Annotated in this window: 18 protein-coding genes and 2 tRNA genes; 1 reads left to right on the top strand and 19 read right to left on the bottom strand. The window is 62.4% G+C overall.

Annotated elements, in window-relative coordinates:
* Window position 1: 1 nt before the first annotated feature.
* The 15 genes from ACOAPY_RS05035 to ftsH form a co-directional block, all read right to left on the bottom strand.
* On the bottom strand, window positions 2–1,417 hold the full coding sequence (locus tag ACOAPY_RS05035) for a hypothetical protein (RefSeq protein WP_465155373.1): 1,416 nt from the start codon (window positions 1,415–1,417) through the stop codon (window positions 2–4).
* Between the two features lie 133 nt (window positions 1,418–1,550).
* Entirely contained in the window at window positions 1,551–3,656 is a 2,106-nt protein-coding gene (gene pnp, locus ACOAPY_RS05030; RefSeq protein ID WP_465155371.1) for a polyribonucleotide nucleotidyltransferase, read from the bottom strand.
* A 216-nt stretch (window positions 3,657–3,872) separates the two neighbouring features.
* Entirely contained in the window at window positions 3,873–4,142 is a 270-nt protein-coding gene (gene rpsO / locus ACOAPY_RS05025) for a 30S ribosomal protein S15 (RefSeq protein ID WP_021700421.1), read from the bottom strand.
* A gap of 141 nt (window positions 4,143–4,283) precedes the next feature.
* Complete coding sequence (gene truB, locus ACOAPY_RS05020) at window positions 4,284–5,204, bottom strand: tRNA pseudouridine(55) synthase TruB (RefSeq protein WP_465155369.1); 921 nt, start codon at window positions 5,202–5,204, stop codon at window positions 4,284–4,286.
* Between the two features lie 2 nt (window positions 5,205–5,206).
* Window positions 5,207–5,584 carry a 30S ribosome-binding factor RbfA gene (rbfA, locus tag ACOAPY_RS05015; protein WP_076425943.1) on the bottom strand — a complete coding sequence of 126 codons (378 nt, stop codon included), beginning with the start codon at window positions 5,582–5,584 and terminating at the stop codon, window positions 5,207–5,209.
* Window positions 5,585–5,685: 101 nt separating this feature from the next.
* Window positions 5,686–8,184 (bottom strand): translation initiation factor IF-2, encoded by a 2,499-nt coding sequence (gene infB, locus ACOAPY_RS05010; RefSeq protein ID WP_076580489.1) that lies wholly within the window; start codon window positions 8,182–8,184, stop codon window positions 5,686–5,688.
* 27 nt (window positions 8,185–8,211) lie between these two features.
* Window positions 8,212–9,693: a transcription termination factor NusA gene (gene nusA / locus ACOAPY_RS05005; RefSeq protein WP_076580487.1), complete on the bottom strand. Its 1,482-nt coding sequence runs from the start codon at window positions 9,691–9,693 to the stop codon at window positions 8,212–8,214.
* Window positions 9,694–9,740: 47 nt separating this feature from the next.
* Complete coding sequence (gene rimP / locus ACOAPY_RS05000; protein ID WP_021700426.1) at window positions 9,741–10,199, bottom strand: ribosome maturation factor RimP; 459 nt, start codon at window positions 10,197–10,199, stop codon at window positions 9,741–9,743.
* Between the two features lie 132 nt (window positions 10,200–10,331).
* A tRNA-Met gene (locus ACOAPY_RS04995) sits at window positions 10,332–10,408 on the bottom strand.
* A 96-nt stretch (window positions 10,409–10,504) separates the two neighbouring features.
* A tRNA-Leu gene (locus tag ACOAPY_RS04990) sits at window positions 10,505–10,590 on the bottom strand.
* A gap of 10 nt (window positions 10,591–10,600) precedes the next feature.
* Entirely contained in the window at window positions 10,601–10,981 is a 381-nt protein-coding gene (secG, locus tag ACOAPY_RS04985; RefSeq protein ID WP_465155367.1) for a preprotein translocase subunit SecG, read from the bottom strand.
* A complete protein-coding gene (tpiA, locus tag ACOAPY_RS04980; protein WP_465155365.1) occupies window positions 10,982–11,740 on the bottom strand; it encodes a triose-phosphate isomerase in 759 nt (252 codons plus the stop codon).
* Between the two features lie 65 nt (window positions 11,741–11,805).
* Window positions 11,806–13,143: a phosphoglucosamine mutase gene (gene glmM, locus ACOAPY_RS04975; RefSeq protein WP_465155363.1), complete on the bottom strand. Its 1,338-nt coding sequence runs from the start codon at window positions 13,141–13,143 to the stop codon at window positions 11,806–11,808.
* A gap of 15 nt (window positions 13,144–13,158) precedes the next feature.
* Window positions 13,159–14,010 (bottom strand): dihydropteroate synthase, encoded by an 852-nt coding sequence (folP, locus tag ACOAPY_RS04970; protein ID WP_465155361.1) that lies wholly within the window; start codon window positions 14,008–14,010, stop codon window positions 13,159–13,161.
* Window positions 14,011–14,019: 9 nt separating this feature from the next.
* Window positions 14,020–15,924 carry an ATP-dependent zinc metalloprotease FtsH gene (ftsH, locus tag ACOAPY_RS04965; RefSeq protein ID WP_465155359.1) on the bottom strand — a complete coding sequence of 635 codons (1,905 nt, stop codon included), beginning with the start codon at window positions 15,922–15,924 and terminating at the stop codon, window positions 14,020–14,022.
* A 400-nt stretch (window positions 15,925–16,324) separates the two neighbouring features.
* Here ftsH and yhbY point away from each other — a divergent pair, with 400 nt between their 5' ends.
* Window positions 16,325–16,636 (top strand): ribosome assembly RNA-binding protein YhbY, encoded by a 312-nt coding sequence (gene yhbY / locus ACOAPY_RS04960; protein ID WP_076425951.1) that lies wholly within the window; start codon window positions 16,325–16,327, stop codon window positions 16,634–16,636.
* A 12-nt stretch (window positions 16,637–16,648) separates the two neighbouring features.
* On the opposite strand, the gene ACOAPY_RS04955 is transcribed toward yhbY, so the two are convergent.
* Genes ACOAPY_RS04955 through carA form a run of 4 tightly spaced genes read right to left on the bottom strand, consistent with a single transcriptional unit; the run spans window position 16,649 to window position 21,928 of the window.
* A complete protein-coding gene (locus ACOAPY_RS04955) occupies window positions 16,649–17,050 on the bottom strand; it encodes a DUF4149 domain-containing protein (protein WP_076580975.1) in 402 nt (133 codons plus the stop codon).
* Window positions 17,051–17,060: 10 nt separating this feature from the next.
* On the bottom strand, window positions 17,061–17,537 hold the full coding sequence (greA, locus tag ACOAPY_RS04950; RefSeq protein WP_076580475.1) for a transcription elongation factor GreA: 477 nt from the start codon (window positions 17,535–17,537) through the stop codon (window positions 17,061–17,063).
* Complete coding sequence (gene carB, locus ACOAPY_RS04945) at window positions 17,534–20,755, bottom strand: carbamoyl-phosphate synthase large subunit (protein WP_465155357.1); 3,222 nt, start codon at window positions 20,753–20,755, stop codon at window positions 17,534–17,536. Before carB ends, greA begins: the two co-directional genes overlap by 4 nt.
* 36 nt (window positions 20,756–20,791) lie before the next feature.
* Window positions 20,792–21,928: a glutamine-hydrolyzing carbamoyl-phosphate synthase small subunit gene (gene carA, locus ACOAPY_RS04940; RefSeq protein ID WP_465155355.1), complete on the bottom strand. Its 1,137-nt coding sequence runs from the start codon at window positions 21,926–21,928 to the stop codon at window positions 20,792–20,794.
* Window positions 21,929–22,079: the final 151 nt, after the last annotated feature.

Genomic DNA, 22,079 nt, shown 5'->3' with positions numbered 1-22,079 from the left:
TTCAGGCCTGTGCCGCCAGGCGGCGCAGGGTCTCCTCGAGGCTGGCCACCTCGCCCAGCAGCGGCGATTGCGGGTATCGGGCGCGAATGTAAGCCAGCAGCTTCTGCGCCGTCTCCACCTGCCCCAGACCCTCGGCAAAGCCACGGGCGGCCAGCAGGTAGGCACGCGGGATATGCGGATAGTCGGGAAAACGCTGGTGCAGGTTGCGCAACAGGCTCAGCCCTTCGCGGGTCTTGTGGCGCTGCAGCAGGGCCTCGGCCAGCCGTTCGCAGACCAGCGCATCCTCGGGCAGATAGTCCGCCTTGAACTGGCGTGCGTTGAGCAGCGCAAAGGCGCCCTGCGCCGGATTCAGCCGCGCCGCCAGCGGCAGGTAATGCTCGAGATGGCGCAGGCAGCGCTCGCGAGCGCCGAGACCGAACAGCAGCTGGTGGAAGCGTTCGTTGAGCTTGAGATCATTGGGCGCCACGTCCAGTGCCTTGGCCAGCACCTCCAGCGCCTGAGCACTCTGCCCTTCCTTGACGCGCACCTCGGCGTCAGCCAGAGCACGGCGGCGGCGGTATTCTTCGGCGGGAACGCCACGCGGCGCCGAGTCGTCCACCGCCACGTAACCCAGCGCGCCCTGATACTGGAACACGGCATACCCCATCATGGCGCACATCACCACACTGAAGTAGCCGAACAACAGCGCCGCGATGGGCATCAGCACCACCCGCGGCAAGCCGCTGGAGAGCATGTAGACCACCGCGTCCGGCGACTGCCAGAGAATGAACAGGAACCCCCAAAGGATCAGGTAGCGCCAGCCCATCGCCTTGATCACCGCGCCGACCTGATCGGGACTCAGGGCATCGCTGAGGGTCTTGTCCAGAGCCAGGCGGATGATGCTCGCTGGAATCAGCAGCTGCACCCCCAACGTCGCCGTCCAGAACAGCGCCTCGCTGTCGAAGTCGGCCGCCAGCCAGACCACGGCGAAGGCGATGAAGAAGATCACCAGCAGGCGCCAGAACAGGCTGAAGCCCTCACCATCGAAGGCGCCCTGCAGCGCCGGCGCCTCGCGTACACCCTGGCTGGAGCTCTCGATCACGCTTTGCAGGTACTTGGTGGCGACGCAGAACAGCGCCAGCCACAGCAGTTTCCAGGCTGGCATGAACAGGCTGGCCAGGCAAAGTGCCGCCGCAAACAGCAGCGGCCCCGGCTGCAGGCCGTAACGGAAGAACAGCGGAATGCGCTGCCAGAACGGCTGCGCGGTATTGGCTGCGCCGAGGAACTGCAGCTTGCCGGCACACAGCGGACACTGCGGCTCCAGCTCCGGAGCATCGGCGTTGAGAGGAATGCAGCAATCACCGAAGTCGCGCTGGCAGGGCGAACAGTGCCAGGTGGCGGGTTGCGCGGGGTGGTAACGGCAGTAGGTGATTTCCATCGCCAGACGTCCTTGTTGGGTACTGCGGAGCGCGCCATTGTCGGGGTAAACCGCAGGCAAAAAAAGAGGGCCCCAGCAGGGGCCCTCTTTCTTGCACAACCAGGCTGAGGGGCTGGCGAGCAGCCCCAACGGCTTAGACGCCCGAGGCCTTGGCGGCAGCAACGTCCTTGATCGACAGCTTGATACGGCCGCGGTTGTCGACGTCCAGTACCAGCACTTCGACTTCCTGACCTTCCTTCAGCACGTCGGTGACCTTCTCGACGCGCTGATCGCTCAGCATCGAGATGTGCACCAGGCCGTCCTTGCCCGGCAGGATGTTGACGAAGGCGCCGAAGTCGACGATGCGCTCGACCTTGCCGACGTAGATCTTGCCGATCTCGGCCTCGGCGGTGATCGCCAGGACGCGTTGCTTGGCAGCCTCGGCAGCTTCCTTGGTCTCGCCGAAGATCTTGATCGAACCGTCGTCTTCGATATCGATCGAGGCCTTGGTCTCTTCGCAGATGGCACGGATGGTCGCGCCGCCCTTGCCGATCACGTCGCGGATCTTGTCCTGGTCGATCTTCATCGCCAGCATGGTCGGGGCGTTGGCCGACAGCTCGCTGCGCGACTGGGAGATGACCTGGTTCATCTGGCCGAGGATGTTCAGACGGGCTTCCAGAGCCTGACCCAGGGCGATCTCCATGATCTCCTCGGTGATGCCCTGGATCTTGATGTCCATCTGCAGCGCGGTAACGCCATTGGCGGTACCGGCCACTTTGAAGTCCATGTCGCCCAGGTGGTCTTCGTCACCTAGGATGTCGGTCAGTACGGCGAACTTGTCACCTTCCTTGACCAGACCCATGGCGATACCGGCAACCGGCGCTTTCATCGGCACACCAGCATCCATCAGGGCCAGGGAAGCGCCGCACACGGAAGCCATGGAAGACGAACCGTTGGACTCGGTGATCTCCGAGACGATACGGATGGTGTACGGGAAGTCGTCATTGCTCGGCAGCATGGCGGCAACGCCACGACGGGCCAGGCGACCGTGACCGATTTCGCGACGGCCGGTAGCCCCCATGCGACCACATTCGCCCACCGAGTAAGGCGGGAAGTTGTAGTGCAGCATGAACGGATCGCGCTTCTCGCCTTCCAGGGTGTCCAGCAGCTGGGCATCGCGAGCGGTACCGAGGGTGGCAACGACCAGGGCCTGGGTTTCACCACGGGTGAACAGCGCCGAACCATGGGTCTTGTCGAGTACGCCGACTTCGATGTTCAGACCGCGCACGGTACGGGTGTCACGACCGTCGATACGCGGCTTGCCGTCGACGATGTTCTGGCGAACGGTACGGTATTCGATCAGACCGAAAGCGTCTTTGACCTCACCGGCAGACGGCTGGCCTTCTTCGCCGGAGAACTTGGCAACGGCCTGGTCGCGCAGTTCGTCCAGACGGTTGTAGCGATCCTGCTTGATGGTGATGGTGTAGGCCTGGGAGATGGCTTCGCCGAACTCGGCCTTGATGGCGCTGAGCAGGGCAGTGTTCTCGGCCGGAGCGGTCCAGTTCCAGCGCGGCTTGCCGGCTTCGGCAGCCAGTTCGCTCACGGCCTTGATCACGGCCTGGAACTCTTCATGGGCGAACAGCACGGCGCCCAGCATCTGGTCTTCGGTCAGCTCTTTGGCTTCGGATTCGACCATCAGTACGGCATCTTTGGTACCGGCCACGACCATGTCCAGGCTGGAAGCCTTGAGCTGCTCGTAGGTCGGGTTCAGCAGGTAGCCGGTTTCCGGGTGGAAGGCCACGCGCGCGGCGCCGATCGGGCCGTCGAACGGGATACCGGAGATAGCCAGGGCGGCCGAGGTGCCGATCATGGCGGCAATGTCCGGATCAGTCTTCTTGCTGGTCGAAACCACGGTGCAGATGACCTGCACTTCGTTGAGGAAGCCTTCCGGGAACAGCGGACGAATCGGACGGTCGATCAGGCGCGAGGTCAGGGTCTCTTTCTCGGAAGGACGCGCTTCACGCTTGAAGTAGCCACCCGGGATCTTGCCGGCAGCGTAGGTTTTTTCCTGGTAGTGCACGGACAGCGGGAAGAAGCCTTTACCCGGGTCGGCCTGCTTGGCGCCAACCACGGTACACAGCACGCTGACATCGTTGTCCACGGTAACCAGGACGGCACCGGAAGCCTGACGGGCAATGCGCCCGGTTTCGAGGGTGACGGTCGACTGACCGAACTGGAACTTTTTAATAACCGGAGTCACGGTATTTTCCTTCTCTTTGTTGCCTTGGGGGAAACTGCTGCAACAGGGGTCTATTGCCCCTGAAACCTGTTCAGAACTCGGCTCGTCGGAACCGATTTTTGAACGGGTTTCAAATTCCATTCTGTAGAAAGCCAGAAGCTGGAAGACCGAAGCCACGGGCCGGTATCAACCGACCTGCAACTCCGAGCTTCCAGCTTCTCACTTCAGGTGTACGTCTTAGCGACGCAGACCCAGGCGACCGATAAGGGCGCTGTAACGACTGGTGTCCTTACCCTTCAGGTAGTCCAGCAGCTTGCGGCGCTGGTTAACCATGCGGATCAGACCACGACGGGAGTGGTGGTCTTTGCCGTTGGCCTTGAAGTGGTCCTGCAGCTTGTTGATGTTGGCGGTCAGCAGGGCAACCTGCACTTCCGGGCTACCGGTATCGCCTTCAGCTTGCTTGTAGTCGTTAACGATCTGGGCTTTTTCTTCAACGCTCAGTGCCATGATGGGCTCCTTGAGTGAACAGGCCGGGAACCAGTCCCGTGTTTTAAAAAGAGGAATGACCATGCCTGCTGACAGCCACCCTCGTTCCGGTCATTTCGACCGAATCGCTTGCCTGGGCCTGAGCCCCGGCCCCTACCCGCCCTAGAAGCTGGTAGAGATCAATCTTTTCGGCGCAATGCGCCCGTCATCGCTGACTTCACCGATGCCAATGAAACGACCGGTGTGGTCGTGCACCCTGACCATGCCGAACTTCGGCGCTTCCGGGGCACGGACCGGCTGACCGTGCAGCCAGTAATAGGCACTGTGCTCGGACAGCTGCAGCAGCGGCCAGTGCTCCAGGCCACTGTCGGCCGGCAGCAGGAAATGATCCAGAGCCTCGCTACCGCCCTCGGCATGGGCCTTTTCCAGCGCTTCCAGGCTGACCGCCTGGGCCAGCACGAAGGGACCGGCCTGGGTCCGACGCAGCTCGGCAACGTGACCACCGCAGCCCAGTTCGCGGCCGATGTCCTCGACCAGGGTGCGGATGTAGGTGCCTTTGCTGCAGGCCACGGACAGGCGCAGCTGCGCGTTGTCCAGAGCCAGTAACTCCAGGCGCGCGATATTAACAGATCGCGCCTCGCGCTCCACTACTTCGCCGGCACGCGCCAGCTTGTACAGCGGCTGGCCGTCCTTCTTCAGGGCCGAGTACATGGGCGGTATCTGTTTGATTTCGCCGCGAAAACGCGGCAAAAGTGCCTCGATCTCATCCCGACCGACGGTCACCTCGCGGCGCTCCACAACTTCACCTTCGGCATCGCCGGTGGTGGTGGTCACGCCCAGCTGAGCAACGGTCTCGTAACCCTTGTCGGCGTCCAGCAGGTACTGGGAAAACTTGGTGGCCTCGCCAAAGCACAGCGGCAGTACACCAGTGGCCAGCGGATCGAGGCTGCCGGTGTGCCCGGCCTTTTCGGCGTTGAGCAGCCAGCGCACCTTCTGCAGGGCCTGGTTGGAGCTCATGCCGCGTGGCTTGTCGAGAATCAGGATGCCGCTGACGTTGCGGCGGATGCGTTTCACCTGCGCCACGTTCAGTCGTCCTGATGTTTGCTGTCTTCGGAAATCGCACGTTCGATCAGTGCCGACAGGTGCGTACCACGGGTGATGCTCTCATCGTAGTGGAAATGCAGCTGCGGCACGCTGCGCAGCTTCATCGCCTTGCCCAGCAGCATGCGCAGGTAACCTGCCGCGTCATTGAGCACGCGTACATTCTGCTGGATTTTCTCCGCATCGTTCTCACCCATCACGGTCACGAATACCTTGGCGTGACCGACGTCGCGACTGACTTCCACGGCAGTGATGGTGACGAAGCCAAGGCGCGGGTCCTTGACCTCGCGCGGAATCATCTGCGCCAGCTCGCGCTGGATCTGATCGCCGATACGCTGGGTACGGCTATACACTTTTGCCATTTCTTCCTACCTCGCCCGCCGCTACTGGCAGCAGGCTCACAAGCGGCAAACGCCCGGCCGCGCTGATGCGGGGCCGGGCGTCCGGTGTTGCGGGCCGTCCCTTACAGGGTACGCGCCACCTGGACCTTCTCGAACACTTCGATCTTGTCCCCGACCTTGACGTCGTTGTAGCTCTTCACGCCGATACCGCACTCCATGCCGTTACGCACTTCGGCGACGTCGTCCTTGAAGCGACGCAGGGATTCCAGCTCGCCCTCGAAGATCACCACGTCCTCGCGCAGTACGCGGATCGGACGGTTGCGATAGACGGTGCCCTCGATGACCATGCAGCCGGCGACAGCGCCGAACTTCGGCGAACGGAACACGTCACGCACTTCGGCGGTACCCAGGATGTTCTCGCGGACATCGCTGCCGAGCATGCCGGTCAGGGCCTTCTTGACGTCTTCGATGATGTCGTAGATCACGTTGTAGTAACGCATGTCCAGGCCTTCGGCCTCGACGATCTTGCGCGCACCGGCATCGGCACGCACGTTGAAGCCGAACAGCACCGCGTTGGAGGCCAGCGCCAGGTTGGCATCGGACTCGGTGATACCACCGACGCCGCCACCGACCACACGCACCTGCACTTCGTCGTTGCCCAGGCCGCTGAGCGAGCCCTGCAGCGCCTCCAGAGAACCACGCACGTCGGCCTTGAGGACGATGTTGAGGGTCTTCTTCTCTTCCTGGCCCATGTTCTCGAAGATGTTTTCCAGCTTGCCGGCGTGAGCACGGGCCAGCTTCACTTCGCGGAACTTGCCCTGACGGAACAGCGCGACTTCGCGTGCCTTCTTCTCGTCGGCAACCACGGTCATCTCGTCACCGGCATCCGGCGTACCGTCCAGACCCAGGATCTCGACCGGAATCGACGGACCGGCTTCCTTGATGGCCTTGCCGTTCTCGTCGAGCATGGCACGCACGCGACCATAATTGACGCCGACCAGAACCATGTCGCCCTGGCGCAGGGTACCGTCCTGGACCAGCACCGTGGCCACCGGACCGCGGCCCTTGTCCAGGCGCGACTCGACCACGACACCACGGCCAGGGGCCGACGGCGTGGCGGTAAGCTCGAGTACCTCGGCTTGCAGCAGCACGGCTTCCAGCAGCTCGTCGACGCCGGTACCAGCCTTGGCCGAGACACCGACGAACGGAGCATCGCCGCCCCACTCTTCCGGAATCACATCCAGCGCGGCCAGGCCGTTCTTGATGTTGTCCGGGTTGGCATCCGGCTTATCCATCTTGTTGATCGCGACCACGATCGGCACGCCAGCCGCTTTCGCATGCTGCACGGCTTCCTGGGTCTGCGGCATCACGCCGTCGTCTGCCGCCACCACCAGGATGACGATGTCGGTGGCCTTGGCACCACGGGCACGCATCTGGGTGAATGCAGCGTGGCCGGGCGTATCGAGGAAGGTGACCATGCCGCGGTCGGTTTCCACGTGGTAGGCACCGATGTGCTGGGTGATGCCACCGGCTTCACCAGCGGCCACCTTGGCGCGACGAATGTAGTCGAGCAGCGAGGTCTTGCCGTGGTCGACGTGACCCATCACGGTCACCACCGGCGCACGGGAGAAGGCCTCACCTTCGTACTTCAGCGACTCGGCCAGCTGCTCTTCGAGCGCGTTCTCGCTGACCAGTTTGACCTTGTGGCCCATTTCCTCGGCGACCAGTTGTGCGGTCTCCTGGTCCAGGACCTGGTTGATGGTCACCGGGGTGCCCATCTTGAACATGAACTTGACCACTTCGGCGCCTTTGACCGACATCTGGGCGGCCAGGTCGGCAACGGTAATGGTCTCGCCGATCGCTACTTCGCGCACAATAGGTCCTGTCGGGCTCTGGAACCCGTGCTGATTACGCTTCTTCGGCTTCATCCGGCCGCCACGACCGCGACGGAAGTCATCCACTTCCTCGTCGGTGCTGCGCGGCGCAACGCGCGGTGTCGGCGCCTTGTCCTTCGGAGCAGGACGATGCTGGGCATGCTTGCGATCACGACGTTCGTCGTCGTCGGTGCGCGCCGGCTTGTCTTTCTCGACGCGACGCAGTTCTTCTTTCTTGCGCTCGGCAGCTACGGCTGCAGAAGCCGGCTCGGCGGCAGGAGCCGCGGCCACCACTTCCGCAGCCGGAGCAACGGCCGCCAGCGCGGCAGCGTCCTGCTGCTTGCGTGCTTCGGCCTCGGCCTGCTTGCGTGCCTCTTCCTCGGCCTTCAGGCGGGCTGCCTCTTCGGCGGCACGCTGCTCTTCCAGCTCGCGCTGCTTCTCGGCTTCGATCTCGTCAGGGCTGCGCTTGACGTAGGTCTTCTTCTTGCGCACTTCCACGCTGATGGTCTTGCTACCGGCGACCTTCAGGGTGGTGGTGGTCTTGCGCTGCAAGGTGATCTTGCGCGGCTCTTCCAGCTTCTCGCCGTGGCTGCTCTTCAGGTGAGCCAGCAGCGCCTGCTTTTCGTTGTCAGTTACCACTTGCTCGGCGCTGGTGTGCGGCAGACCTGCCTCACGCATCTGCTGCAGCAGGCGCTCCACTGGTGTGTCGACCACTTGGGCCAGTTCTTTCACCGTGACTTGCGTCATGCATCTCTCTCCTCAGGCCGCAACCGCTTACTCGAACCAATGGGCTCGGGCGGCCATGATCAGCTTGCCGGCACGCTCTTCGTCCATGCCGTCGATGTCGAGCAGGTCGTCAATCGACTGCTCGGCCAGGTCTTCGCGATTTACCACGCCACGCACCGCCAGCTCGTGAGCCAGGGTCTTGTCCATGCCGTCCAGGGACAGCAGGTCTTCGGCGGGATGGGCATCGGCCAGTTTCTCTTCGCTGGCGATGGCCTTGGTCAGCAGACGGTCCTTGGCACGAGCGCGCAGCTCGTTGACGATGTCCTCGTCGAAACCATCGATGCTGAGCATCTCTTCCATCGGTACGTAGGCAATCTCTTCCAGGCTGGTGAAACCCTCTTCAACCAGTACCTGAGCCAGCTCCTCGTCGACATCCAGCTCTTCGACGAAGCGCTGCAGAATGTCGCCGGTCTCGGCCTGCTGCTTGGCCTGGATATCGGCCTCGGTCATCACGTTGAGGGTCCAGCCGGTCAGCTGACTGGCCAGGCGCACGTTTTGACCGCCACGACCGATGGCCTGGGCGAGATTGTCTTCGGCCACGGCGATATCCATGGCATGGGCATCTTCGTCGACGATGATCGCCGCCACTTCGGCCGGAGCCATGGCATTGATCACGAACTGCGCGACGTTCTCGTCCCACAGCACGATGTCCACGCGCTCGCCGCCGATCTCGCCGGAGACAGCCTGAACACGCGAGCCGCGCATGCCGATGCAGGCACCCTGCGGGTCGATACGCTTGTCCTTGGAGCGCACGGCGATCTTGGCGCGCGAACCCGGATCACGGGAAGCGGCCATCACTTCGATCAGGCCTTCGGCGATTTCCGGCACTTCGATGGTGAACAGTTCGATCAGCATCTGCGGCGCAGTGCGCGACAGGATCAGCTGCGGGCCACGGTTCTCGGTGCGGATTTCCTTGAGCAGCGCACGCACGCGGGCGCCGACGCGGAAAGTCTCGCGCGGGATGATGTCTTCACGGGCCAGAAGCGCCTCGGCGTTATTGCCAAGATCGACGATCACGCTGTCGCGGGTCACCTTCTTAACGGTACCGGAGATGATCTCGCCGACACGTTCGCGATAGGCATCGACCACTTGCGCGCGCTCAGCCTCGCGCACCTTCTGCACGATGACCTGCTTGGCGGTCTGCGCGGCGATGCGACCGAACTCGATGGACTCGACCGGCTCTTCGATGAAGTCGCCGACCTTGGCACCGGCCTCGCGTTCCTGCGCCTGCTCGACGGTCAGCTGGGCGGCCGGATTTTCCAGGTCATCCTCGGCTACCACTTCCCAGCGGCGGAAGGTTTCGTAGTTGCCGTTCTGGCGATTGATCGCCACGCGCAACTCGACTTCATCGTCGAAACGCTTCTTGGTCGCCGTCGCCAGAGCCAGTTCCAGCGCTTCGAAAATAACATTGGCCGGCACGCCCTTCTCGTTGGACACCGACTCTACAACCAGCAGTACTTCTTTACTCATCGTACGCCTCGCCTTTCGCAATCCATTGGATCCGCGGGATCCGCGTCTCAGTCAAAACGGGGAATAATATTGGCCTTGTCGATCAGATCGATCGGCAGCAGGAATTCGTGGTCATCCACCAGCACCACCACATCCTGATCCTCCACACCGCGGAGGAGCCCCTGGAAATTGCGCCGCCCGTCGAAGGGCGAGCGCAGCTTGATCTTCACCTGCTCGCCAACGTGCTTGGCGAACTGTTCGAGGGTGAACAACGGCCGATCCATGCCCGGCGAGGACACCTCAAGGGTGTATTCGCTGCTGATCGGGTCCTCGACATCCAGCACGGCGCTGACCTGCCGACTCACGGCCTCGCAATCGTCGACCAGAATGCCGTTGGCATGGTCGATGTACACACGCAGCAGGGAATGCCGCCCCTGGGAAATGAATTCGACACCCCAGCATTCATAGCCGAGCGATTCAACCACCGGGGCCAACATGGCCTGCAACTGTTCCAGCTTGCTCGACACCCGAAGCCCTCCGCGCATGCCGTAGAAATAAAAAATGGGCGAAACGCCCATCCATCGTGCCAACCGTGCATAACGCCGGTGGCGGATTGTCCAGCTAGCAAAAAGCCCCTGAATAAGGGGCTTCTCTACAACTGGTTGCGGGGGCTGGATTTGAACCAACGACCTTCGGGTTATGAGCCCGACGAGCTACCAGACTGCTCCACCCCGCGCCAAAGCTGGGCCAAGAGTATACGGACGTTACCCCTGAGGGTCAACCGAACTCCGGGAAACGACAAGGCCCGCGAAGTGCGGGCCCTGCCGAAATATGGTACCGAGGAGGGGACTCGAACCCCTACAGCCTATGGCCACTACCACCTCAAGGTAGCGTGTCTACCAATTCCACCACCTCGGCAAAGAGGGTATTACTTCTGCTCCGGAGCTTCCGGAACGTCAGCCTGACCGGCTGCGCTCTTCTGCTCTTCGAGCACCGGAACGTCTTCGACGGCCGGCTTCTGCTGCACTTCAAGAACCGCCGGATCCGGCAGACCTGCTTGCGTCAGGTTATCAGCTTTTTCTTTAGCAAAGAAGGCTAAACCCAAGCTGGTAATGAAAAAAGCTGCGGCGAGTATAGCAGTAAAACGACTCAGAAAGGTAGCAGAACCTTGACTGCCGAACACGGTAGCCGAAGCGCCAGCACCAAAGGAGGCACCCGCGTCAGCACCCTTGCCCTGCTGCAGCAGAACCAGAGCAACAACGCCAATAGCGCCCAGCAGATGTACGACAATTACGACTGTTTCCAGCATTTATCTGTTTCCTGCGGCGCGACAGATCGCACCAAACTCATCTGCGTTCAAGGAAGCCCCACCAATGAGCCCCCCATCGATATCCTGCATGCCGAACAGTTCGACAGCATTGGCGGCCTTGACACTACCGCCATACAGAATTCTTACACCGCGCGCCACTTCAGCACTTTCGGCAGCCAGCTGCGCACGAATGGCAGCATGGACTTCCTGCGCCTCCTGCGGTGACGCCGTCAGCCCGGTGCCAATGGCCCAGACCGGCTCGTAAGCCACTACGGCCCGCGCGAAAGCGCCCACACCGAGCTCTTCGATCACACTACCCAGCTGCGCAGCAACCACTTCGAGTGTCTTGCCTGCCTGGCGCTGCTCCAAGGTCTCACCGACGCACAGCACCGGAATCAGACCACAGGACTGCGCCGCAGCAAACTTGCGACTGACCTGCTCATCGCGCTCACCCAGAATCAGGCGACGCTCCGAGTGACCGACAAGCACCATGGTGCAACCGGCATCAGCCAGCTGGCTCGGCGCAATCTCGCCGGTCAGCGCACCCTGCATCGGCTCTACCGCGCAGTTCTGCGCACCGACGGCAATCGCCTTGCCGTCCAGCCCCACCAGCACCTGACTGATATACAGACAAGGCGGCATGACTGCGACCTCAACGCCTGTCGGCAACGCCAACTGGCGCAGACCCTTGATCAGCTCTGCGACACTGGCGCGGGTACCGTGCATTTTCCAGTTACCAGCTACCAGGGGGCGACGCATGCCGAACCTCGTCGTTCAAAGTGGGCGCAGATGTTACCCAAGAGCCTCTACCCTCGCAAGCCGATTCAGGCACAAACCTCGCCAACCGCCTTGGCCAGCTCTTCGGCATAGGCGCGCACCTGGGCTTCGTCATCACCTTCGACCATGACACGCACCAACGGCTCGGTACCGGACTTGCGCAACAACACGCGACCGCGCCCCGCCATCAGGTCGGTCACGCGAGCACAGGCATCCTTGACCGCAACATGCTCGACCGGATCGACATCGCCGGAGAAACGCACATTGATCAGCACCTGCGGGCACTTGCGCACCGCCTGACGCGCCTCGGCGAGAATCTGCCCACTGCGCTTGAGCGCCATCAGCACCTGCAGCGCGGCAATGATCGCATCACCGGTGGTGGTGTGCTGACAGCACACCAGATGCCCTGAGTTTTCGCCGCCCAACTGCCATTCGCGCTCTTGCAGCTCAGCCATCACGTAGCGGTCACCGACCTTGGCTCTGACGAAAGGAATCTTCAGTTCGCCTAGCGCAAGCTCCAGCCCGAGGTTGCTCATCAGGGTGCCAACCACCCCCCCATGAAGCCTGTCGCGCTCCTGAAGGTCGCGAGCGATGATGTAGAGCAGCTCATCACCATCGACCGCCGCGCCGGTGTGATCCACCATCAGCACGCGATCACCATCCCCGTCGAAGGCGATGCCGAGATCAGCCTGCTGGGCCAACACCTCGGCCTGCAGCGCCTCGACATGGGTCGAGCCACAGTTGTCGTTGATATTCAGGCCGTTAGGCTGGGCCGAGAGGACCGAGACCTGCGCGCCCAGCTCGCGGAATACGCTGGGCGCAACTTTATAGGTGGCACCATGAGCACAGTCGATGACCAGCTTGAGCCCGGCAAAACTGGTACTGCTCGGCACGCTGCTCTTGCAGAACTCGATGTAGCGCCCGGCCGCATCGTTGATCCGCGACACCTTGCCGATCTGGTCCGACTCCACCACGCTCATCGGCTGATCAAGCAGCTCCTCGATCATCAGTTCGATCTCATCCGGCAGCTTGGTGCCCTTGCCGGAAAAGAACTTGAAACCGTTGTCGTGATGCGGGTTGTGCGAGGCGCTGATGACAATGCCGGCATCAGCCTGGAACGTGCGGGTCAGGTAGGCGATGGCCGGCGTCGGCATAGGCCCCAGCAGCATCACGTCTGCCCCGGCTGCCACAAGACCGGCCTCTAGGGCGGACTCGAACATGTAGCCAGAGATACGGGTGTCCTTGCCGATCAGGATGCGGCACTTGCCTTGGCGACGAAAGGCCATACCAGCCGCCCAACCCAGCTTGAGGATGAATTCGGGAGTGATGGGAAACTGGCCGACAGGCCCGCGGATACCGTCGGTACCGAAGTATTTTCTGCTCATAGTCACTCCAACTTCTTATTCTGCGGCCTGCACGGCGGCGACCATGCGCACCGCATCGACAGTCTCGGTCACGTCATGGACGCGCAGGATGCAGGCCCCCTTGGCAACCGCCAGGGCCGCCAGCGCCAGCCCACCGGGGAGACGCTCATGAACCTCACGCCCCAGCGCCTGCCCGATCATGCTTTTGCGCGACACCCCTACCAACAGGGGCCGCCCCAGCACATGCAGCGCTTCAAGGTGTTTGAACAGACTCAGATTGTGCGTCAGGTTCTTGGCGAACCCGAACCCTGGGTCAAGCACGACTCGCTCAGCAGGAATACCCGCCTCTACACAGGCAGCCATGCGCTGCGCAAGGAAGTCGCGGACCTCGCTCACCACATTCTGATAGTAGGGATTCTGCTGCATATTGCCCGGCTCGCCCAGCATATGCATCAGGCAGACCGGCAAGCCGGTATCGGCCGCAGCCTCCAGGGCACCCTCGCGACGCAGCGCGCGCACATCGTTGATCAGCCCCGCGCCGAGGCGAGCCCCCTCACGCATAACAGCAGGCGTCGAGGTATCGAGGGAGATGATCACGTCCAGCTCGGTGGCAATGGCTTCGACCACGGACGCAACCCGCTCAAGCTCCTCCACGGGAGAAACCGGCCGCGCACCGGGACGGGTTGATTCGCCACCCACATCGATCAGAGTTGCGCCGGCCGCCACCATCTCGGCCGCGTGACGCAGCGCAGCATCACGGGCAGCGTAACGACCACCATCGGAGAAAGAGTCGGGCGTGACATTAAGTATGCCCATGACCTGAGGCTGGGCCAGATCGAGCACCCGGCTGCCACAGGACAGCCGGGGCGGGTACTGCGGAACAATCATTCGCCAGCCTTAGTGCTCACCAGCCGGACCACCGATCGGGGCCTCCGGACGATCAGCCTGCTCCTTGGCAGCCGGCGTACCGGAACCACCCTGCCAATCACGCGGCTCACGCGGCGTACGACCAGCCATGATGTCGTCGATCTGGTCGGCATCGATGGTCTCGTACTTCATCAGCGCGTCAGCCATCATGTCCAGCTTGTCGCGATTTTCTTCCAGCAGGCGCTTGGCGGTGCCGTAGCAGCCATCAATGATGCTGCGCACCTCCTCGTCGATGGCCTTGGCGGTCTCGCCAGACACATTGGTGGCCTGACTGCCGGCACTGCGACCGAGGAACACCTCGCCCTCCTCCTCCGCATACATCAGCGGACCGAGCTTCTCGGACAGGCCCCACTTGGTCACCATGTTCCGCGCCAGTCGAGTAGCGCGCATGATGTCGTTGGAGGCACCGGTGGTGACACCGTCGAAACCGAGAGTCATCTCTTCGGCGATACGACCGCCGAACAACGAGCAGATCTGGCTGGTCAGTGCGCGTTTGGACAGGCTGTAACGATCCTCTTCCGGCAGGAACATGGTTACGCCCAGAGCGCGGCCACGCGGAATGATCGACACCTTGTAGACCGGATCATGCTCCGGCACCAGACGACCGACGATGGCGTGTCCGGCTTCGTGATACGCGGTGTTGAGCTTCTCCTTCTCGGACATGACCATGGACTTGCGCTCGGCGCCCATCATGATCTTGTCCTTGGCCAGCTCGAACTCCTTCATCTCGACCAGACGCTTGCTGGCACGAGCGGCGAACAGAGACGCCTCGTTGACCAGGTTGGCCAGGTCGGCACCCGAGAAGCCCGGGGTACCACGAGCGATCACCGCCGGCTCAACGTTGTCGCCGATCGGCACCTTGCGCATGTGCACTTTCAGAATCTGCTCGCGACCACGAATATCCGGCAGCCCGACCACCACCTGGCGGTCGAAACGCCCCGGGCGCAGCAGCGCCGGATCGAGCACATCCGGGCGGTTGGTGGCGGCGATGACGATGATGCCATCGTTCATCTCGAAGCCATCCATCTCTACCAGCAACTGGTTGAGGGTCTGCTCGCGCTCGTCGTGACCGCCGCCCAGGCCAGCACCACGGTGGCGACCGACTGCGTCGATTTCGTCGATGAAGATGATGCAGGGCGCATGCTTCTTGGCCTGTTCGAACATGTCACGCACGCGGCTGGCACCAACGCCGACGAACATCTCGACGAAGTCGGAACCGGAAATGGTGAAGAACGGCACTTTGGCCTCGCCCGCAATGGCCTTGGCCAGCAGGGTCTTACCGGTACCGGGCGGGCCAACCATCAGCACGCCGCGCGGGATGCGGCCACCGAGGCGCTGGAACTTGCCCGGATCACGCAGAAACTCGACCAGCTCGCCGACCTCTTCCTTGGCCTCGTCGCAACCGGCAACGTCAGCCAGGGTGGTCTTGACCTGATCCTCGGAGAGCAGGCGCGCCTTCGACTTGCCGAAGCTCATGGGGCCGCCGCGGCCACCAGCGCCACCCTGCATCTGGCGCATGAAGAACATGAATACGGCGATGATGACCAGGATCGGGAAGCTGGCTACCAGCAACTGGGTCCAGATGCTCTGACGCTCCGGCTGCTTGCCGACGATCTCGACATTGTTGTCGATCAGATCCTTGATCAGACCACGATCCTCGATGGCCGGACGCACGGTTTCGAAGGTGGTGCCATCCAGGTTCTTGCCGCTGATGATGAACCCATCAACGGTGACCTGTTTGACCTTGCCTTCCTGAACCTGCTGGATGAACTCGGAATAGTTCAGCTTGCCGGTATCGCTCGGGCTGGAGAAATTGTTCATCACCGTGACCAGGACGGCTGCGATGATCAGCCAGAGGATCAGGTTCTTTGCCATGTCGTTCAATTCGCTACCCTCGGAAACGAGCCCCGTCCTGAAACACGTTTCACATGACGGCTGGTGGAGTACCAACCTAACTTACTACACAACCCCCGCCACAGGCAGGAGCCGTCTGTAACCCTTTATGAGACCCCGACCGAGGCTCACAGCGCCAATACCAGTCTATATGCAGAGCATGGAGGGTATTTCTACCCTTAATGGGGGCCATATCGACAATCACAAGGCCTACCCGGACAACGCGGGCTAATCTCAAGCTTCGCACACGAATAGAAACGGGCAAGGCCGAGCCGGCTCGGGTAGACTACGCGACTTTTCGAACGGCGCGCCGGACACGAGATGGGTAGACCGGAGTCACCCCATCGCACGGAGCCGCCTCCCATTGCAACAGGGTCAGATTATGGCGCTTACCAACGAACAGAAGAAACACTTCAAATCTATCGGCCACCACCTGAAACCGGTATTGATCGTGGCCGAGAACGGCCTGACCGAGGGCGTACTGGCCGAGCTGGAGCGCGCGCTCAACGATCATGAGCTGATCAAGGTGCAGTTTCGCCTCACCGAGCGTGACGACCGCCGCGCCCTGATCGACGAACTGGCCACTGTTGGCCGCTGCGAGCTGGTCCAGGTGATCGGCAAGATGGCACTGATCTATCGCAAGAACCCCAAGCCGAACAAGAACCTGTCCAACATCCATCGCTACCAGGCCTGAAGGCCCATCGCCTCACTCGCTCCGCTGCCCCGGCAGCGGCTGCAGCACCAGTACCAGACCGCACAGCGCCAGCACCAGGTAGTTGAACAGCAGCCAGCGCGCGGCATCCGGCTGCCAGTAGCGCACAGCGAAGAACGCTACCGCCATGGCCAGTACAATCAGTAGCAACTGACCGCGCAACTCGCGCCACAGACTGGAAAGTCCGTGCGCCTGCACCAGCACCATCCCCTGCACCAACACGCAGAATGCTGCAAAACCGATGAGCAAGGGACTCAGCGCCGCGTCGACCTCCTCGATCAGCAGCGGCGCCAGGCCCATCTTTTCCAGTGCCGGCAGCATAACGAAGTGCAGCAGCCAGAGGCCGCCAACCCAGAAGGTCTGGGCCAGCTGCCAGCTGATGGCGCCCGCGCGCAGCGGTTGGCGCTTAAATATGACGGACTTCGACAATCTCGTACTCGACCAGGCCGCTGGGGGTCTGCACCGCCACCACGTCACCCTCCTCCTTGCCCACCAGGGCACGGGCGATAGGCGAGCTGACCGACAGCTTGCCGATCTTGATGTCGGCTTCGTCCTCGCCAACGATCTGGTAGGTCACGGTCTCGTCGGTCTCGCAGTTGGCGATATCAACGGTGGTGCCGAAGATCACCTTGCCACTGTGCGGGATGGTGGTGACGTCGATCACCACCGCATGCTGCAAGCGCCCCTCGATATCACGGATGCGCGCCTCGACCATGCCCTGCTCCTCACGAGCGGCGTGATACTCGGCATTCTCCTTGAGGTCACCCAGCTCACGAGCCTCGGCAATCGCCTGACTGAGTGCGGGACGGCGCACCTTGGTCAGGTGCGCGAGTTCCTCTTCCAGGGCGCGAGCGCCCTGGACGGTCATGGGGTACTTGTTCATGCCTTGATTCCTGCATGCAGATCCTGCAGCCGGCGCACGGTCTTCTCGGGACCGAACTTGAGCGCCTCGCAGACCGCCTGCCCCGCCGCGATGGTGGTGGTGCAGTAGATCTTGTGCTGCAGAGCGTTACGACGGATCGAGTAGGAGTCAGCAATGGACTGACGCCCCTCGGTGGTGTTGATGATCAGGGTGACTTCGTCGTTCTTGATCATGTCGACGACATGCGGACGACCTTCGGTCACCTTGTTCACCCGGCGTACCGGCAAACCGGCCGCCTCGATCACTTTGGCGGTGCCCGCAGTGGCCACCACTTCGAAGCCCAGCGCTACCAGATCGCGCGCAACCTGAACGGCCTCGGCCTTGTCATCTTCGCGCACGCTGATGAAAGCACAGCCAGAGTTCGGCAGAATTTCGCTGGCACCCAGCTGAGCCTTGGCGAACGCTTCGCCGAAGGTATCGCCGACGCCCATGACTTCACCGGTGGACTTCATCTCTGGGCCGAGAATCGGGTCGACACCCGGGAACTTGGCGAAGGGGAACACCGCCTCCTTGACGCTGAAGAACGGCGGGATGATTTCCTGGGTGTAGCCCACTTCGGCCAGACTCTTGCCGGCCATGACACGGGCCGCGACCTTGGCCAGCGACTCACCAACGCACTTGGAGACGAACGGCACGGTACGCGAGGCGCGCGGGTTCACTTCGATGACGTAGATGTCTTCGCCCTGCACGGCCATCTGCACGTTCATCAGACCAACCACGCCGAGCTCCAGGGCCATCTTCTTGACCTGCTCGCGGATCTCGTCCTGGATGTGCGCCGGCAGCGAGTATGGCGGCAGCGAGCAGGCGGAGTCACCGGAGTGCACGCCGGCCTGTTCGATGTGCTGCATGATCGCGCCGATGACCACGGTCTCGCCGTCGCACACCGCATCCACGTCCACTTCGATGGCGCAGTTGAGGAAGCGATCGAGCAGCACCGGGCTGTCGTTGGACACTTTCACCGCTTCGCGCATGTAGCGCTTGAGCTCTTCTTCCTGGTAGACGATTTCCATCGCCCGTCCGCCCAGCACATAGGACGGACGCACCACCATCGGGTAACCGATGCCCTTGGACAGGGCCAGGGCCTCGTCTTCGCTGCGCGCGGTGGCGTTGGCCGGCTGACGCAGGCCGAGGCGCTGGACCATCTGCTGGAAGCGCTCGCGGTCTTCGGCGCGGTCGATGGCCTCGGGGCTGGTGCCGATGATCGGCACGCCAGCTTCTTCCAGGGCGCGGCAAATCTTCAGCGGGGTCTGGCCACCGTACTGCACGATCACGCCCTTGGGCTGCTCGACGCGGACGATTTCCAGCACGTCTTCCAGGGTCACCGGCTCGAAGTACAGACGATCGGAGGTGTCGTAGTCGGTGGAGACGGTTTCCGGATTGCAGTTGACCATGATGGTCTCGTAACCGTCTTCACGCATCGCCAGCGCGGCGTGCACGCAGCAGTAGTCGAACTCGATGCCCTGGCCGATACGGTTGGGACCGCCGCCGAGGATCATGATCTTGTCGCGGCCCGACGGCGCGGCCTCGCACTCTTCCTCGTAGGTCGAGTACATGTAGGCGGTGTCGGTGGCGAACTCGGCGGCGCAGGTGTCGACGCGCTTGTACACCGGCAGCACTTTCAGCTTGTGGCGGTGGGCGCGCAGGCTCTTCTCGGAGACGCCGAGCAGCTTGGCCAGACGTGCGTCGGAGAAGCCCTTGCGCTTGAGCTTGAACATCAGGTCGTAGTCGATGGCGGACAGGCCGAGGGTCTTGACCTTCTCCTCTTCCTTGACCAGATCCTCGATCTGCACCAGGAACCATTCGTCGATGCGGGTCAACTCGAACACTTCGGCCACGCTCTTGCCGGCGCGGAAGGCGTCGGCCACGTACCAGACGCGGTCGGCGCTCGGCACGGTCAACTCGCGACGCAAGGTGCTCTCGGCTTCCGGGTCATTCAGGTCGAGTTTCTCGTCGAAACCGGCCACGCCGACTTCCAGGCCGCGCAGGGCTTTCTGCATGGACTCCTGGAAAGTGCGGCCGATGGCCATGACTTCACCCACGGACTTCATTTGGGTGGTCAGGCGGGCGTCGGCCTTGGGGAACTTCTCGAAGGCGAAACGCGGGATCTTGGTGACGACGTAGTCGATGGCCGGCTCGAACGAGGCCGGGGTGCGACCGCCAGTGATGTCGTTGCTCAGCTCGTCGAGGGTGTAACCGACGGCCAGCTTGGCGGCGATCTTGGCGATGGGGAAGCCGGTGGCCTTAGAGGCCAGCGCCGAGGAACGCGACACGCGCGGATTCATCTCGATCACGACCATGCGACCGGTGTTCGGGCAGATGCCGAACTGCACGTTGGAGCCGCCGGTTTCCACGCCGATCTCGCGCAGCACCGCCAGGGAGGCGTTACGCAGGATCTGGTATTCCTTGTCGGTCAGGGTCTGCGCCGGCGCCACGGTGATCGAGTCACCGGTGTGCACGCCCATCGGGTCGAAGTTTTCGATGGAGCAGACGATGATGCAGTTGTCCTTCTTGTCGCGGACCACCTCCATCTCGTATTCCTTCCAGCCGATCAGCGACTCGTCGATCAGCAGCTCGCTGGTCGGCGACAGATCCAGGCCGCGGGCGCAGATTTCTTCGAATTCTTCACGGTTGTAGGCGATGCCGCCGCCAGTGCCGCCCATGGTGAAGGACGGACGGATGATGCAGGGGAAGCCGACCTTCTCCAGCACGCCGTAGGCTTCTTCCATGTTGTGCGCGATGCCGGAAACCGGGCAGGCCAGGCCGATGTCTTTCATCGCTTTGTCGAAGCGCGAACGGTCTTCGGCCTTGTCGATGGTGTCGGCATTGGCACCGATCATCTCGACGCCGAATTTTTCCAGGATGCCGTGCTTTTCCAGGTCCAGAGCGCAGTTCAGCGCGGTCTGGCCGCCCATGGTCGGCAGCAGGGCGTCCGGACGCTCCTTCTCGATGATCTTGGCCACGGTGGCCCACTTGATCGGCTCGATGTAGGTGGCGTCGGCCATGGCCGGGTCGGTCATGATGGTGGCCGGGTTGGAGTTCACCAGGATGACGCGGAAGCCTTCTTCCTTCAGGGCCTTGCAGGCCTGGGCGCCGGAGTAGTCGAACTCGCAGGCCTGGCCGATGACGATGGGGCCGGCGCCGAGGATCAGGATGCTTTTGATGTCTGTACGTTTTGGCATGTTTCTTACTCGAATCCTTGGGTCAGTCGGCGGGGCTTAGCGGCGCTTGGCCATGGCTTCGATGAAGCGATCGAACAGCGGGGCCACGTCGTGCGGGCCGGGGCTTGCCTCCGGGTGCCCCTGGAAGCTGAAGGCTGCCTTGTCGGTGCGCTCGATACCCTGCAGGGTGCCGTCGAACAGCGACTTGTGGGTGGCGCGCAGGTTGCCCGGCAGGCTGGCTTCGTCCACGGCGAAACCGTGGTTCTGGCTGGTGATCATCACCACGCCGGAGTCCAGGTCCTGCACCGGGTGGTTGGCACCATGGTGGCCGTGGCCCATCTTCAGGGTTTTGGCACCGGAGGCCAGGGCCAGCAGCTGGTGGCCGAGGCAGATACCGAATACCGGAATCTCGGTATTGAGAATTTCCTTGATCGCGGCGATGGCGTAATCGCACGGCTCGGGATCGCCGGGGCCGTTGGAGAGGAACACGCCGTCCGGGTTCAGCGCCAGCACGTCCTTGGCCGGAGTCTGCGCCGGCACCACGGTCAGGCGGCAGCCACGCTCGACCAGCATGCGCAGGATGTTGACCTTGACCCCGTAGTCATAGGCGACCACATGGTAGGGCAGCTCGCTGGCGGCGATTTCCGGGTGGCTGTCGGTTTTCAGATTCCACACACTGGAACGCCATTCGTAGCGCCCGATGCAGCTGACCACCTTGGCCAGGTCCATGCCCTTGAGGCCGGGGAAGCTGCGCGCCAGTTCCAGGGCCTTCTCCTCGGTCGCGCCTTCGCCAGCCAGGATGCAGCCGTTCTGCGAACCCTTCTCGCGCAGGATGCGGGTCAGGCGACGGGTATCGATGCCGGCGATGGCGACGGTGCCGTTTTCCTTCAGGTACTCATCCAGCGGCTGCTTGTCACGCCAGTTGCTGGAGATCAGCGGCAGGTCGCGAATGATCAGGCCGGCGGCCCACACGCGGTTGGATTCGGCGTCTTCCGGCGTGGTGCCGGTGTTGCCGATATGCGGGTAGGTCAGGGTGACGATCTGCTGGGCATAGGAAGGATCGGTGAGGATTTCCTGATAGCCGGTCATGGCGGTGTTGAACACCACCTCACCAATGGTATGGCCATCGGCACCAATGGCTTCGCCGCGGAAAATGCTGCCGTCAGCGAGTGCGAGTATGGCTGGCTTAGTCAAGAAGACCTCCCTTAGATCTGCTGCTTGTTCAAACGCAGGTTGTAAAAAAGCGGGATGACGTATTGACCGTCACCCCGCTTCTTTATCTGATTCATTCTGCGTTACTTTTAGTGGACACACTAAAGCGGGCAGCTTACAGGAAAAGCCCTTT

This window comes from Pseudomonas stagnisoli (assembly GCF_048595745.1).
Classification (GTDB): domain Bacteria; phylum Pseudomonadota; class Gammaproteobacteria; order Pseudomonadales; family Pseudomonadaceae; genus Aquipseudomonas; species Aquipseudomonas alcaligenes_A.
Note: the sequence above shows the minus strand (reverse complement) of the source record. Positions and strands in the feature narration are given on the sequence as shown.

Excerpts from the sequence above, each read along its gene's own strand:
- greA (WP_076580475.1), bottom strand. The coding sequence starts at position 17,537 with ATGAACAAGTACCCCATGACCGTCCAGGGCGCTCGCGCCCTGGAAGAG.
- rbfA (WP_076425943.1), bottom strand. The coding sequence starts at position 5,584 with ATGGCAAAAGTGTATAGCCGTACCCAGCGTATCGGCGATCAGATCCAG.
- ACOAPY_RS05035 (WP_465155373.1), bottom strand. The coding sequence starts at position 1,417 with ATGGAAATCACCTACTGCCGTTACCACCCCGCGCAACCCGCCACCTGG.
- secG (WP_465155367.1), bottom strand. The coding sequence starts at position 10,981 with ATGCTGGAAACAGTCGTAATTGTCGTACATCTGCTGGGCGCTATTGGC.
- infB (WP_076580489.1), bottom strand. The coding sequence starts at position 8,184 with ATGACGCAAGTCACGGTGAAAGAACTGGCCCAAGTGGTCGACACACCA.
- yhbY (WP_076425951.1), top strand. The coding sequence starts at position 16,325 with ATGGCGCTTACCAACGAACAGAAGAAACACTTCAAATCTATCGGCCAC.
- rpsO (WP_021700421.1), bottom strand. The coding sequence starts at position 4,142 with ATGGCACTGAGCGTTGAAGAAAAAGCCCAGATCGTTAACGACTACAAG.
- nusA (WP_076580487.1), bottom strand. The coding sequence starts at position 9,693 with ATGAGTAAAGAAGTACTGCTGGTTGTAGAGTCGGTGTCCAACGAGAAG.
- glmM (WP_465155363.1), bottom strand. The coding sequence starts at position 13,143 with ATGAGCAGAAAATACTTCGGTACCGACGGTATCCGCGGGCCTGTCGGC.
- tpiA (WP_465155365.1), bottom strand. The coding sequence starts at position 11,740 with ATGCGTCGCCCCCTGGTAGCTGGTAACTGGAAAATGCACGGTACCCGC.
- carB (WP_465155357.1), bottom strand. The coding sequence starts at position 20,755 with ATGCCAAAACGTACAGACATCAAAAGCATCCTGATCCTCGGCGCCGGC.
- folP (WP_465155361.1), bottom strand. The coding sequence starts at position 14,010 with ATGATTGTTCCGCAGTACCCGCCCCGGCTGTCCTGTGGCAGCCGGGTG.
- ftsH (WP_465155359.1), bottom strand. The coding sequence starts at position 15,924 with ATGGCAAAGAACCTGATCCTCTGGCTGATCATCGCAGCCGTCCTGGTC.